Annotated in this window: 13 protein-coding genes; 4 read left to right on the forward strand and 9 right to left on the reverse strand. The window is 63.6% G+C overall.

Annotated elements, in window-relative coordinates; all coding sequences use genetic code 11:
* Positions 1-5: 5 nt before the first annotated feature.
* The 6 genes from CCOS864_RS28185 to minC all read right to left on the reverse strand — a co-directional run bounded on the left by CCOS864_RS28185 (position 6) and on the right by minC (position 4417).
* On the reverse strand, positions 6-170 hold the full coding sequence (locus CCOS864_RS28185) for a hypothetical protein (protein ID WP_166675657.1): 165 nt from the start codon (positions 168-170) through the stop codon (positions 6-8).
* Between the two features lie 160 nt (positions 171-330).
* Positions 331-1620 (reverse strand): M18 family aminopeptidase, encoded by a 1290-nt coding sequence (locus tag CCOS864_RS07755; RefSeq protein WP_115085792.1) that lies wholly within the window; start codon positions 1618-1620, stop codon positions 331-333.
* A gap of 135 nt (positions 1621-1755) precedes the next feature.
* Positions 1756-2391, reverse strand: coding sequence for an RluA family pseudouridine synthase (locus CCOS864_RS07760; protein ID WP_115085793.1), 636 nt, complete (start codon positions 2389-2391; stop codon positions 1756-1758).
* Between the two features lie 108 nt (positions 2392-2499).
* Entirely contained in the window at positions 2500-2754 is a 255-nt protein-coding gene (minE, locus tag CCOS864_RS07765; protein ID WP_010224188.1) for a cell division topological specificity factor MinE, read from the reverse strand.
* A 3-nt stretch (positions 2755-2757) separates the two neighbouring features.
* On the reverse strand, positions 2758-3570 hold the full coding sequence (minD, locus tag CCOS864_RS07770) for a septum site-determining protein MinD (RefSeq protein WP_045195453.1): 813 nt from the start codon (positions 3568-3570) through the stop codon (positions 2758-2760).
* 97 nt (positions 3571-3667) lie between these two features.
* On the reverse strand, positions 3668-4417 hold the full coding sequence (minC, locus tag CCOS864_RS07775; RefSeq protein ID WP_415842499.1) for a septum site-determining protein MinC: 750 nt from the start codon (positions 4415-4417) through the stop codon (positions 3668-3670).
* Positions 4418-4538: 121 nt separating this feature from the next.
* Between minC and CCOS864_RS07780 the strand changes: the two genes are divergently transcribed.
* Entirely contained in the window at positions 4539-5471 is a 933-nt protein-coding gene (locus CCOS864_RS07780; protein WP_115085795.1) for a lipid A biosynthesis lauroyl acyltransferase, read from the forward strand.
* A gap of 103 nt (positions 5472-5574) precedes the next feature.
* A complete protein-coding gene (locus CCOS864_RS07785) occupies positions 5575-6735 on the forward strand; it encodes a patatin-like phospholipase family protein (RefSeq protein ID WP_115085796.1) in 1161 nt (386 codons plus the stop codon).
* A 6-nt stretch (positions 6736-6741) separates the two neighbouring features.
* Here the strand turns inward: CCOS864_RS07785 and CCOS864_RS07790 are convergent, their stop codons facing one another.
* On the reverse strand, positions 6742-7545 hold the full coding sequence (locus CCOS864_RS07790) for an MlaA family lipoprotein (protein ID WP_115085797.1): 804 nt from the start codon (positions 7543-7545) through the stop codon (positions 6742-6744).
* Complete coding sequence (locus CCOS864_RS07795) at positions 7538-8836, reverse strand: serine/threonine protein kinase (RefSeq protein WP_115085798.1); 1299 nt, start codon at positions 8834-8836, stop codon at positions 7538-7540. Before CCOS864_RS07795 ends, CCOS864_RS07790 begins: the two co-directional genes overlap by 8 nt.
* A gap of 241 nt (positions 8837-9077) precedes the next feature.
* Between CCOS864_RS07795 and CCOS864_RS07800 the strand changes: the two genes are divergently transcribed.
* Positions 9078-9440, forward strand: coding sequence for a hypothetical protein (locus CCOS864_RS07800; protein ID WP_115085970.1), 363 nt, complete (start codon positions 9078-9080; stop codon positions 9438-9440).
* A 90-nt stretch (positions 9441-9530) separates the two neighbouring features.
* Here the strand turns inward: CCOS864_RS07800 and CCOS864_RS07805 are convergent, their stop codons facing one another.
* Positions 9531-11087, reverse strand: coding sequence for a glycoside hydrolase family 17 protein (locus CCOS864_RS07805; protein ID WP_115085799.1), 1557 nt, complete (start codon positions 11085-11087; stop codon positions 9531-9533).
* 224 nt (positions 11088-11311) lie between these two features.
* Between CCOS864_RS07805 and CCOS864_RS07810 the strand changes: the two genes are divergently transcribed.
* A complete protein-coding gene (locus tag CCOS864_RS07810) occupies positions 11312-12160 on the forward strand; it encodes a glycine betaine ABC transporter substrate-binding protein (RefSeq protein WP_115085800.1) in 849 nt (282 codons plus the stop codon).
* The last annotated feature ends 94 nt before the right edge of the window (positions 12161-12254 follow it).

The following is a 12254-nucleotide window of genomic DNA, read 5'->3' on the forward strand; positions in this document are numbered from 1 at the left end:
ATTTGTCAGTTGAGTTTCTCGAGGATCTTCCAGCACATGATGCCGATCATGCCCAGGGTACCGACCCACATCATCAGTACACCGATATTGCGATCGCGCATGTTGAAGCCCACGGTCAGCAGGATCAGGCCGGCGATGACCGGAAGGAACAGAGAGGCAAAGGCTGACATGCGGCAAGGTCCTTACTTGAGAGTTATGGCTCAAGCATAGCGGGATTCGCCGGGGGGAGGGTTGATCGGGGTCAGGCTGGCGGGCCTCATCGCTGGCAAGCCAGCTCCCACAGGTTCGGCATGTGGGAGCTGGCTTGCCAGCGATGCAGGCGCCGCGCAGTTACGGCAGGTCGCGGCTGCGATAGAACGCCGTCAGCACCTTGACCAGGTGCGCCAGGTCATGGCTGCCGCACAGCTCGCGGATCGAGTGCATGGCGAAGGTCGGCAGGCCGATATCGACGGTGCGCACGCCCAGGTGGCTGGCGGTGATCGGGCCGATGGTCGAGCCGCAGCCCATGTCGCTGCGCACCACGAAGCTCTGCACCGGCACTTCCTCGGCCATGCACAGGTGGCGGAAGAAGCCGGCGGTTTCGCTGTTGGTGGCGTAGCGCTGGTTGTTGTTGACCTTGATCACCGGGCCGGCATTGAGCTTGGGGCCGTGATTGCCGTCGTGCTTGTCGGCGTAGTTGGGGTGCACGCCGTGGGCGTTGTCGGCCGAGACCAGCAGCGAGCGCTGGATCGCGCGGACAAAGTCGTCGCCGTCGGGCAGCAGGCGGCGCAGGGTCTGTTCGAGCATCGGGCCGTCGGCGCCACAGGCCGAGCAAGAGCCCACCTCTTCGTGGTCGTTGCACACCAGCACGCAGGTTTCATCGCTGTCGGCAGTGAGCAGTGCCTGCAGGCCGGCATAACAGGACAGCAGATTGTCCAGGCGGGCGCCGGCAATGAACTCGCCGTGCAGGCCGATCAGGGCGGCGCTCTGGGTATCGTAGAAACTCAGTTCGTAGTCCAGCACCACATCGGCGTTCAGGCCGTGCTCACGGGCCAGTTGGTCGGTAAGCAGGGCGCGGAAATCGACGCGCTCGTCACCGGCGACCTGGGCCAGGATCGGCGGCAGTTCGGTCTGCGGGTTGATCGCCCAGCCTTCGTTGGCGGTGCGGTTGAGGTGGATCGCCAGGTTCGGGATCACCGCGATCGGCAGCTTGAAATCGACCAGCTGGCTTTCGACTTTGCCGTCACGGCGGAAGGTTACCCGCCCGGCCAGCGACAGGTCACGGTCGAACCACGGTGCGAGCAGGGCGCCGCCGTAGACTTCCACGCCCAGTTGCCAGAAGCCCTGGCGTTGCAGCTCGGGCTGTGGCTTGACCCGCAGGCACGGGCTGTCGGTGTGGGCGCCGACCAGGCGGATACCGTCGAGCAGCGGCGAGTGACGGCCGAGCTTGAAGGCAATGATCGAGGAATCGTTGCGGGTCAGGTAGTAGCGACCGCCGGCCACGGTGGCCCAGCTGTCGCGCTCGTCCAGGCGCTGGTAACCGGCGGCATCGAGGCGCTGGGCCAGGGCGGCGGTGGCATGGAACGGCGTAGGGGAGGCCTTGAGGAAGTCGATCAGGCCTTGATTCAGTGCATCGCGCATAGGTCACTCCAGACAGCAGTGGCGGCATTTTAGCGGGTGAGCTGCAAGCTGCAAGCTGCAAGAGGCGGCGCAACTCGATGCAGGGTGACTGCTTGAAGCTTGAAGCTTGAAGCTTGAAGCTTGCCGCTGGCGCCGTCAGAACGGCGCCGGACACTCGAAGCGCAGCCGCTCCCCGGAAACCGGATGGGTAAAGCTCAGCATGCTCGCATGCAGGCACAGCCGCTCATGGGCCGCCAGCGCCTCGGGATAGGCATACAGGCGATCGCCCAGCAGCGGGTGACCGATCGACAGCATGTGTACACGCAACTGGTGCGAGCGCCCGGTGATCGGCGTCAGCTCAACCCGGCAATGATCGCCACAACGCTCGACGATGCGCCAGAAGGTCAGGGCATGCTTGCCTTGCTCATGGTCGACCACGTGCCGCGGCTTGGTCGGCGGGTCGTAGCGCAGCGGCAGGTCGATGCTGCCGCTGTCCAGCGCCGGCTGGCCCCAGCACAAGGCGGTGTAGGCCTTCTCGGTTTCGCGGTCGTGAAACTGGCGGGACAGTTCGCGGTGACTGTCGGCGTCGCGGGCCAGGAGGATGATCCCCGAGGTTTCCCAGTCCAGGCGGTGGACGATCAGGGCATCGGGGTAGCCGTTTTCCTGCAGGCGGGTGATCAGGCAATCCTTGTTGTCTTCGGCCCGGCCCGGCACGGACAGCAGCAGGGTCGGCTTGTTGACCACCAGGATGGCGTCATCTTCATGCAGGATGTGAACGTTGGACAGCGGCATTGCGTGTTCCAAAATAGTTGTGGGAGCGGGCTTGCCCCGCGATGCGATGTGACTGACAGATCGCTATCGCGGGGCAAGCCCGCTCCCACAGGGTGCCGGAAAACGCTATCAGCGATCGGGCAGGGTGATGTTGAGTTCCAGGATCGAGCAGCTGCCCTGGTTTTCCAGAGCGACCTGCACATCATCGGAGCCGATGTTGACGTACTTGCGGATCACTTCCACCAGTTCCTTCTGCAGGGCTGGCAGGTAGTCCGGAGTACTGCGCTGACCGCGCTCGTGCGCCACGATGATCTGTAGACGCTCTTTCGCGACCGAGGCGGTGCTTACTTTTTTGCTGGCACGAAAGAAGTCAAAAAGGTTCATTGGTTAGTTGCCTCCAAACAGGCGCTCGAAGAATCCCTTCTTCTTCACATCAAGGAACCGATGTTCCACGTTTTTGCCCAGCAGGCGGTCAACGGTATCGCTATAGGCCTGGCCAGCATCGCTCTGGTCGTCAAGAATCACCGGTACACCCTGGTTGGATGCCTTGAGCACCGCCTGGGATTCCGGAATAACACCCAGCAGGGCCACCGAGAGGATTTCCTTGACGTCTTCGACGCCGAGCATTTCGCCCTGGCTGACGCGCTCCGGGTGGTAGCGGGTGATCAGCAGGTGCTCCTTGATCGGGTCTTCGTTGCGTTCGGCGCGGCGCGATTTGCTCGCCAGCAGGCCCAGCATACGGTCCGAGTCACGTACCGAGGAGACTTCCGGGTTGGTCACGACGATCGCTTCGTCCGCGAAGTACATGGCCAGGTGGGCGCCTTTCTCGATACCGGCCGGCGAGTCGCAGACCACGTATTCGAAGTCCTCTTTGAGCTGCATCAGGACTTTTTCCACGCCTTCCTGGGTCAGCGCGTCCTTGTCGCGGGTCTGGCTGGCGGCCAGCACGTAGAGGTTCTCAAGGCGCTTGTCCTTGATCAGCGCTTGCTGCAGGTTGGCTTCGCCGTTGACCACGTTGACGAAGTCGTACACCACGCGGCGTTCGCAGCCCATGATCAGGTCAAGGTTACGCAGGCCGACGTCGAAGTCGACGATGACAGTCTTGTGGCCGCGCAGTGCGAGGCCGGTACCAATAGCGGCGCTGGTGGTGGTCTTACCCACACCACCCTTGCCGGATGTAACCACGAGAATCTTGGCCAAGGTGTTTCACCCCTAAAGAAAAGGACGTCGAGTCCCTAAAAATACAAAAAACGGCAACATCAAAAAAAGTTGCGCAGAAAATGGCGGCAAGTATCCGTTAAAGACGGGTGATGTTCAACACGTCACCGGACAGGCTGACCTGCACCCCGGCCCCCCACAGCGGATCGCGGCGCAAGTCCTCGGAGACCTTGTATTGCCCGGCGATCGAGACCATCTCGGCGGTCAGCTGCTGGCAGAAGATCCGCGCGCGGGTGTTGCCCTTGATCCCGGCCAGTGCCCGTCCTCGCATTGCACCGTACACATGGATGTTGCCATCGGCGAGAAGTTCCGCCCCCGGGCTGACCGACGACACCACGACCAGGTCGCCGCCCTGGGCGTAGATCTGCTGGCCACCACGTACTGGCGTGGTGATGATCTTGGTCGGGCGGATGGACGGTTCCGGCGGGGGCGGCGGTGCTGGCGCAGGCTCGGGCTTCTTCACTTCCGGCTCTGGCTCCAGCGGCCGCTCACGGGCGCCGGACGGTGGCAGCACCGGCAGGTCGATGGCGATCGCTGCGGCGATGTCTTCGATACGGCTGGCGCGGATGGCCAGGGTGCGCAGGCCGTGATGGCGGCAGACGCGCATCAGCCCGGGCAGGTCGACCGCGCCTTCGCCGGCCGGGAGCTTGTCCAGGGCCAGCACCAGCGGGGTGTTACTGAAGAAATTCGGTGCCTGGGCCACCTTGGCCGCCAACTGCCGGTCGAGGCCTTCGAGGTTGTTCCGGGCAAGCTCGAGCACGGTAATGGCGAGCATGCTGCCCTTGAGCTGGAACACGGGGTCTTGGTCTGGCGTTTGGGATTGGCTCATGGTCTGCATTAGGGCGGCTTGTTACGAAAAAGTGCCCAGACTTATAACGAGAACACCGGTTGGCCGCAACCCGTGCCGAACCGTTGTAGAATGCCCGGCCCTTGTCTTTCCGGAATCTTTAATGGATCGCCCGCGTTTTCGTCGTTACTTTCTGCACCCGCGCTTCTGGCTGCTGTGGCTGGGACTGGGCCTGCTGTGGCTGATCGTGCAGCTGCCGTACCGGGCATTGCTGGTGATCGGCCGTGCCCTGGGGGCGCTGATGTACCGGGTGGCCGGCGAGCGCCGCTACATTGCGGCGCGCAACCTGGAACTGTGTTTCCCCGAACTACCGTCCGTCGAACGGCAGCGTCTGCTCAAGGAAAATTTCGCTTCCACCGGCATCGCCTTCTTCGAAATGGCCATGAGCTGGTGGTGGCCAAAGGCCCGCTTGGCGCGCCTGGCGCACATCGAAGGGCTGGAACACCTGCAGGCTGCCCAGCGTGATGGCCAGGGTGCCATTCTCATGGCCCTGCACTTCACCACCCTGGAGATCGGCGCCGCACTGCTGGGCCAGGAACATACCATCGACGGCATGTACCGCGAGCACGGCAACCCGGTGTTCGATTTCATCCAGCGTCGGGGCCGCGAGCGGCACAACCTCGATTCGCTGGCGGTGGAGCGTGAGGACGTGCGCGGCATGCTCAAGCTGCTGCGCGCCGGACGCGCCATCTGGTACGCACCCGACCAGGACTACGGTGCCAAGCAGAGCCTGTTCGTGCCGCTGTTCGGTATCGAGGCGGCGACCGTTACCGCCACCACCAAGTTTGCCCGGCTGGGCAGGGCGCGGGTGATTCCCTTCACCCAGCAGCGCCTGGCCGACGGCAGCGGTTACCGGCTGGTGATTCATCCGCCGCTTGCGGACTTCCCCGGCGAGACCGAAGAGGCCGATTGCCTGCGCATCAATCAGTGGATTGAAGCTGCGCTGCGCGAGTGTCCGGAGCAGTACTTGTGGGCGCACCGGCGCTTCAAGTCGCGGCCCCCGGGGGCGCCCAAGCTCTACGAAAAACGGCGTTGAGGCTATCGCTGGCAAGCCAGCTCCCACAGGGTCGAGCCAGCCCTGAACCTGTGGGAGCCGGCCTTGCCGGCGATAGGGGCGACACAATTGGCGGGAGGAACCCATGGCAGCAAAACCGATCACCGGCTTGATCCTCTCCGGCGGTGGCGCCCGCGCTGCCTACCAGGTCGGTGTGCTGGCCGGCATCGCCGACCTGCTGCCGCCGGGCGCGGCCAATCCCTTCCCGGTGATCGTCGGCACCTCGGCGGGCGCCATCAATGCCGTGACCCTGGCCAGCGGCGCCTTGCACTTTGCCGACGCAATCCGCCGCCTGACCAGCTTCTGGCAGGGCTTTCGCAGCCATCAGGTGCTGCGCAGCGACTGGCCTGGGGTAATCCGCCAGGCCAGCCGCTTCGTCGGCCATAGCCTGCTCGGCCTCGGCGCACCGGTGCCGGTGGCGCTGCTCGACAGCTCACCCTTGCGCAAGCTGCTCAGCGAACACCTGGACATGAACGGCATCGGCCACGCCATCGAGCAACAGCACTTGCGTGCCGTGGCGGTGACGGCCTTCGGTTACGAATCCGGCCAGGCGGTGACCTTCTACCAGGGCAGAGGCGCCATCGACCCCTGGCTGCGCCACCGGCGTATCGGCCTGCCGACCCGCCTGAGCGTCGAGCACCTGCTGGCAAGTTCGGCGATCCCGTTGCTGTTCGCGCCGGTCAAGCTCGGTGAGGAGTTCTTCGGTGACGGTGCGGTGCGCCAGTCGGCGCCGATCAGCCCGGCGCTGCATCTAGGGGCCAGCCGGGTGCTGGTGGTCGGGGTCAGCGGCAACCCGCAGCGGCCCAATGAAGGCGAGATGCGCCAGCGCATCTTCAGCGGTCAGCAACCGAGCCTGGCGCAGATCGGCGGGCACATGCTCAACAGCACCTTCATTGACAGCCTGGAAGACGATATCGAACTGCTGCAGCGGCTCAATCATCTCAGCCACCTGATGCCCGAGCACCTGGAACGCCGGCGCCTGGGCCTGGCGCCGGTCGAGGTGCTGGTCGTCGCGCCCAGCCAGCCATTGGACGAGATCGCCGCCCGCCACCGGCGTGAATTGCCGGCCGCCCTGCGCCTGTTCCTGCGCGGCCCGGGAGCGACCAAAACCAGTGGCGCCGGGGTGCTCAGCTACCTGCTGTTCGAAGCCGGTTACTGCTGCGAGCTGATCGAGCTGGGGCGCCGCGACGCGCTGGCCAAGCGCCGCGAACTGTGTAGCTTTCTCGGCCTGCCGCCGCTTGCCTAGAACAGCTTACTCGGCGATCTGCAGCTTGCGCGCCTCGGTGTAGACGTAGCGCACCTTCTCGTACTCGAACGGCGAGTTCAGCTGGCCATAACGGAAGCTGGTGGTGTAGCGCTTGTCGACACCCCGCAATATCCAGACTTCCGGATGATTGCTGCTGACTTCGGCAACGTTGAGGAAGTTGATCCAGTTCTCGGCGCTGTAGTCCACCGCCAGGCCCCCGGTATCGCGCAGGTTCGACGGACCGAGGATCGGCAGCATCAGGTACGGGCCATCCGGCACGCCATAGAAACCCAGGGTCTGGCCGAAGTCTTCGCTCTGGTGCGGCAGGCCCATCTTGCTCGCCGGGTCCCACAGGCCGGCAACGCCGATGGTGGTGTTGAGCAGCAGCCGCGCGGTGATTTCCATCGAGCGTTTGCCCTTGAACTGCAACAGGCTGTTGAGCAGGTTGGGCACGTCGCCAACGTTGCTGAAGAAGTTGCTCACGCCGGTACGCACGAAGTGCGGGGTGATGTAGCGGTAGCCGTTGACTACCGGCAGGAATACCCATTGGTCAAAGCGGTAGTTGAAGTGATAAATCCTGCGGTTCATCGACTCGAGCGGGTCATAGACGTTCAGCGCCGCCAGGGTCGAGCGTTCGAATTCGCGCTGGTCCAGGCCCGGGTTGAATTTCAGTTCCTTGAGCGGTTCGGTGAAGCCATCGGTATCGACCTTGTCGGCTTCGATGACGCTGGCGCGCGGCGCGGTTTCTTCGGCTGCCTGGGCCAGGCCGCTGGCCAGCAGCGCGCTAATAATCAGTAGGCGTTTAACCACGGAAGAACTCCAGCATGTCGTCGCTGTTGACGCGGTAATTGAGGTTGCCGCAATGGCCGCCGTGAGGGTACAGGGTCAGGCGGTCGCCAAAGGCGCTACGCAGGAAGCCCAGGTCGCCAGGACCGAGGATGACGTCGTCGGCGTTGTGCATCACGGCGATTTTCGGGCTCTTCTGCAGGTAGTCCTTGAGCGCATAGAGGCTGACCTGATCGACCAGTTGCAGCAGGCTGCCGCCGTCAGTGCGGGCACGCCACATGGGGATCACCTGCTCCGTCAGGTAGCAGTCGAAGTCGCATTGCAGGGCACGCTTGAAGAACGGCGTGAGGCTGCTGCCTTCGGTGATCGGGTACTTGGGCGGAATGATCAGGCCACGGCGGTTGATCAGGTCGGAGGTAAAGGCGATATCGGCCGCCGAGAAGCGGAACGAGGTGCCGATGACCATCGCCATCTGTTCATTGGACAGGTGCTGGCGCGACTGCTGGAAGTCGTAGAGCAGCGCATCGTTGAGGTCGATGTAGCCTTTCTGCTGGAAGTAACGGGTCAGTTTGTTGAGTACCAGCTCATAAAAAGTCGTGCTGTTGTTGACGCCCTTGACCTCGGTCTGCACCAGCTTGTCGAGGTTGCTGATCGAGGTGTAGAGGTTGACCGGCGGGTTGAGCAGCAGCACGCGCTTGAAGTTGAAGCTGCGCCGGGTTTCGTCCAGGTGGCTTACGAAGGCTGCGTCCAGGGCGCCGAGGCTGTAACCGCTGAGGTAGTACTCGCTGACCGGCAGGCGCGGGTGCTGGGCACGCACACCCTGCATCACCCGGTAGAGGTCTTCGGCGTCTTCCTTGGTTACGCCTGGGGTGGCGTGGCGCGAGGCGGCGGTGATGAAGTCGAAGCTGGTCGGCGACGACAACTGCACTACGTGGTAGCCGGCCTTGTAGTAGAGCTTCTTCAGGTATTCGTTGATGCTGCTGGAGTAGGGCGCGCCGGTACCGGCGATCAGGAAGATCAGCGGCGCTTCGTGGTCCTGGCGGGCCAGGCGGTACTTGAGTTGTTTCACCGCCCAGAAGTTGTCCGGCAGGGTGAAGGCCCGCTCCGGACGCATGTTCAGGCTGTAGTCGGACTGGGTGATGTCGTCGTCGCTGGGCAGTTCCGGGCGTAGCTCCGGCGGCGTCGTGGCGATGGTCGCCTCGAACGGGTTGGTCAACGGATAGCCATAAGTGGCGGCGTCGATGGTTTGTGCCCAAGCGCACGCACTCGAGATAAAGCCACCCAACAGGGCAGCGAGGCGCAGAGAACGAAGCATGACGGATCCCCAAAAAAGCAGCAGCAAAGTGCGTTACGCAGGCTAGGACCATGGTGGCCCTGGCAAAGTTGCCTGGCGCTCCGGCATTTATCGTCCCAGATGTTGCCGCTGTCCCATGAGGGCTCGCAACAATTGGTTCCATTTCTCTATAGGACAAAGTAGCTGAGGCTGGCGCTTTTGCCTTGCATAGACGCCCCGGACGATTATGCTGGGCGCCGATTTCAAGTTTCTGGAGTGTCGCATGTCCCGCCGTTTACCGCTGATCGCTTTGCTGGTTTTTCTGCCCTTGTGGCTGGCGGCGAGCTATGGGCTGCGTTATGTGCTGATGGAAGATGCCCACTGGGTCGCTACCTGCGCCGACCAGGCGCAACTCTGGGGCTGCCAGGCGCGTTCGGTGATGGGCTTGATGATTCACTTCAGGGTGCTGGCGTGGTCGGCTTTGGGCCTGGCGTTGCTGGCCATGCTGGTGTCCGGACGCGCAGGCTGGCGCCTGGCGGTTGCGGCACTGGTGTGCGGCATTCCGGCGTTGGTGCTGTACACCGCGAGCATTGCCGTGTTTGCCGTGGTGCTGGCGGGGTTGCGCTTGGTGCGGCGCTCCAGCTGACATTGCGGCGCTGCCATCGCTGGCAAGCCAGCTCCCACAGGATCTGTTGTGGGAGCGGCGGTGCGACGCCTCGACTTGCCCCGCGATGGCTCACTGCTGAACCCGAACCCTCAGGCTGCGCCACAACGCCGCCACCATCAGTACACTGACCCCGGCCCAGACCAGCGCCTGCTGGTTGCTCAGCCCCTCAAGGAATAACTGCGGGGCAATGCCGCCACCAATGATCAACGCCAGCAAGGCCGCTTCAGCCCGTCGTGCCGCTACCGGCCGCAGCAGGTACACCACCGCCGGCAACAGCAAGGCCGGGCTCGGGAAACTGCGGTACCGCGGGTCGAACACCAGCGCCAGCATGCTCACCGACGCAGCAAAACCTGCCGCCAGCAACCACCAGCCCGCACGCGCTTCAAGCCAGGCAAACGCCCGTTCGCGCCAGCCCTGGCGCTGCGCCAATGCCAGCGCGGCATGGGCCAGCACCAGCAGGTTCAGCCCCACCAGCAGGATCGCCCAGAGCCACTCTCCGGCAAAACGGCTGTTGATTCGCACCATTTCGCCCCACAAGCCCAGGCTGGCTGCGCCCAGCGCTGCCAACAGCGGCAGCAGCAACGCAGCGCGGGTACCGCGCACACGCCCGGCCAGCAGCAGGGTGATGCCGAACAGCACGACACCGGCACCCAGCCATTGCGGCCAGAACGTCAGGTTGCTCACCGGCCCTTCAAGAATGCCCTTGTCCTGACGGTCGGCGTCATACAGGCCCCAGTAGCCACCCACGGCGCCTTCGCTGGCACGTTTCCACGGCTGGTCGAAGGCTTCGATCAGGTTGTACTTCCAGCTCTGTTGTTCGGCCATGGCGACGAAGCCACGGATAAACCGCGCCTCGTTGACCCGGCTGGGCAGGGCGGTCTCGCGCTGGCGGCCTTCGCTCGGCCAGCCGGTTTCGCCAATGACGATATCCTTGGGCGCGAAGCGGTTGCCGAACACCTGGCGAATCTCGCCGACGTGCACCAGGGCATCGTCGATGCTCTTCGGATCGTCTTCCCAGTAGGGCAGCAGGTGGATGGTCAAGAAGTCCACCGTCGGGGCGATCTCCGGGTGCTGCAGCCAGAATTCCCAGACATCGGCGTAGGTCACCGGCACGCTGACCTGGCTTTTCACCTGGTTGATCAGCGCCGCCAGTTGCGGGCCGGTGACTTCCTTGCGCAGCAGGGTTTCGTTGCCGACGATCACCGCCTTGACCACATCCGGGTTGGCGTTGGCCGAGGCGATCAGGGCCTTGACCTCTTTTTGCGAGTCCACCGGGTTGGCGTTGATCCAGGCGCCGAGCATCACCTTCAGGCCATGCTTGCGGGCCAGGTCCGGGATGGCCTCAAGGCCGGTCATCGAGTAGGTGCGAATGCACTCGAAACGCTGGGCCAGCAGGGCCAGGTCGGCGTCCATGCGCGCCGGGCGCAGCTGGAACGGTTGGTCGAACGGCGATTGGTCCTTGTCGAACGGGGTGTAGGAGGCGCATTGCAGCTTGTGCGAAGCGCTGGCCGCATCCGGCAGCACCACCGGCTTGCCCAGGCCGTACCACAGCCCTCCCAGGGCAAACAGGCCCAGCAGGCAGGCGAACAGGTAGGGTAGGAGCGGGAAGCGCGCAGTCGAGGGCATGGATCGGACCGTCTGGGAACAAAGCCGCCAATAGTACCCGCAAATGGCGCCGGCCAAAGCCTTGGGCTACAAACTTAGCCAGGGTGGGTGTTGCTTGATGTAACGATCTGCCTTGCTGGCGATGTGATGTCGTTTCTCGTTGCCTTGAGGTCGTTACCAGAGCAGGTCAGCGACCATGCGCGGTTGATGATGCAGCTTCCGTGACGTGACGAGGGGATGCTTGGATGAAAATGCGACGACTCCTGGGGGTGGGCACCGCCCTGGTAATGGCCATTGGCGCGGGGCACGCGCTGGCCAAGGAAGTGAGCATCGGCTATGTCGATGGCTGGTCCGACAGTGTGGCGACCACCAACGTCGCCGCCGAAGTCATCAGGCAGAAACTCGGCTATGACGTCAAACTGCAGGCCGTGGCCACCGGCATCATGTGGCAGGGGGTCGCCACCGGCAAGCTCGACGCCATGCTTTCGGCCTGGCTGCCGGTAACCCATGGCGAATACTGGACCAAGAACAAGGACAACGTGGTCGACTACGGCCCCAACTTCAAGGATGCCAAGATCGGCCTGATCGTCCCCGAGTACGTCAAGGCCAGTTCCCTGGCCGACCTCAAGACCGATGACAGCTTCAAGAAAAAAATCGTCGGCATCGACGCCGGCTCCGGCGTCATGCTCAAGACCGACCAGGCAATCAAGGACTACGACCTGGCCGGTTACAAGCTACAGGCCAGCTCCGGCGCAGCGATGACCGCAGAACTGGGCCGCGCCTATGCCAAGCAGCAATCGATCGCGGTGACCGGCTGGGTGCCGCACTGGATGTTCGCCAAGTGGAAGCTCAAGTTCCTCGAGGATCCCAAAGGCGTGTATGGCGCCGCGGAAACCGTCAACAGTATCGGTAGCAAGGACCTGGACAAGAAGGCGCCGGAAGTGGCGGCGTTCCTGAAGAAGTTCCAGTGGCAGTCCAAGGATGAAATCGGTGAGGTCATGTTGGCCATTCAAGAGGGCGCAAAACCCGAAGCCGCGGCCAAGGACTGGGTGGCCAAACACCCGGAACGCGTAGCGGAATGGACCGGCAAGTAATGGCTTAAAGCCTCTGTCTGGCACCTTCCAGGGCCGCGGCAGCGAAAACGCTGTCGCGGCCTTGTCGTTTCAGGCTGTTACCGAATCGGTAAAA

The organism is Pseudomonas wadenswilerensis (assembly GCF_900497695.1).
Taxonomy (GTDB): domain Bacteria; phylum Pseudomonadota; class Gammaproteobacteria; order Pseudomonadales; family Pseudomonadaceae; genus Aquipseudomonas; species Aquipseudomonas wadenswilerensis.

Bases quoted from the DNA above. Each gene is read 5' to 3' on its own strand.
- CCOS864_RS28185 (WP_166675657.1), bottom strand. From the start codon at position 170: ATGTCAGCCTTTGCCTCTCTGTTCCTTCCGGTCATCGCCGGCCTGATC.
- CCOS864_RS07755 (WP_115085792.1), bottom strand. From the start codon at position 1,620: ATGCGCGATGCACTGAATCAAGGCCTGATCGACTTCCTCAAGGCCTCC.
- CCOS864_RS07760 (WP_115085793.1), bottom strand. From the start codon at position 2,391: ATGCCGCTGTCCAACGTTCACATCCTGCATGAAGATGACGCCATCCTG.
- minE (WP_010224188.1), bottom strand. From the start codon at position 2,754: ATGAACCTTTTTGACTTCTTTCGTGCCAGCAAAAAAGTAAGCACCGCC.
- minC (WP_415842499.1), bottom strand. From the start codon at position 4,417: ATGAGCCAATCCCAAACGCCAGACCAAGACCCCGTGTTCCAGCTCAAG.
- CCOS864_RS07780 (WP_115085795.1), top strand. From the start codon at position 4,539: ATGGATCGCCCGCGTTTTCGTCGTTACTTTCTGCACCCGCGCTTCTGG.
- CCOS864_RS07785 (WP_115085796.1), top strand. From the start codon at position 5,575: ATGGCAGCAAAACCGATCACCGGCTTGATCCTCTCCGGCGGTGGCGCC.
- CCOS864_RS07795 (WP_115085798.1), bottom strand. From the start codon at position 8,836: ATGCTTCGTTCTCTGCGCCTCGCTGCCCTGTTGGGTGGCTTTATCTCG.
- CCOS864_RS07800 (WP_115085970.1), top strand. From the start codon at position 9,078: ATGTCCCGCCGTTTACCGCTGATCGCTTTGCTGGTTTTTCTGCCCTTG.
- CCOS864_RS07805 (WP_115085799.1), bottom strand. From the start codon at position 11,087: ATGCCCTCGACTGCGCGCTTCCCGCTCCTACCCTACCTGTTCGCCTGC.
- CCOS864_RS07810 (WP_115085800.1), top strand. From the start codon at position 11,312: ATGAAAATGCGACGACTCCTGGGGGTGGGCACCGCCCTGGTAATGGCC.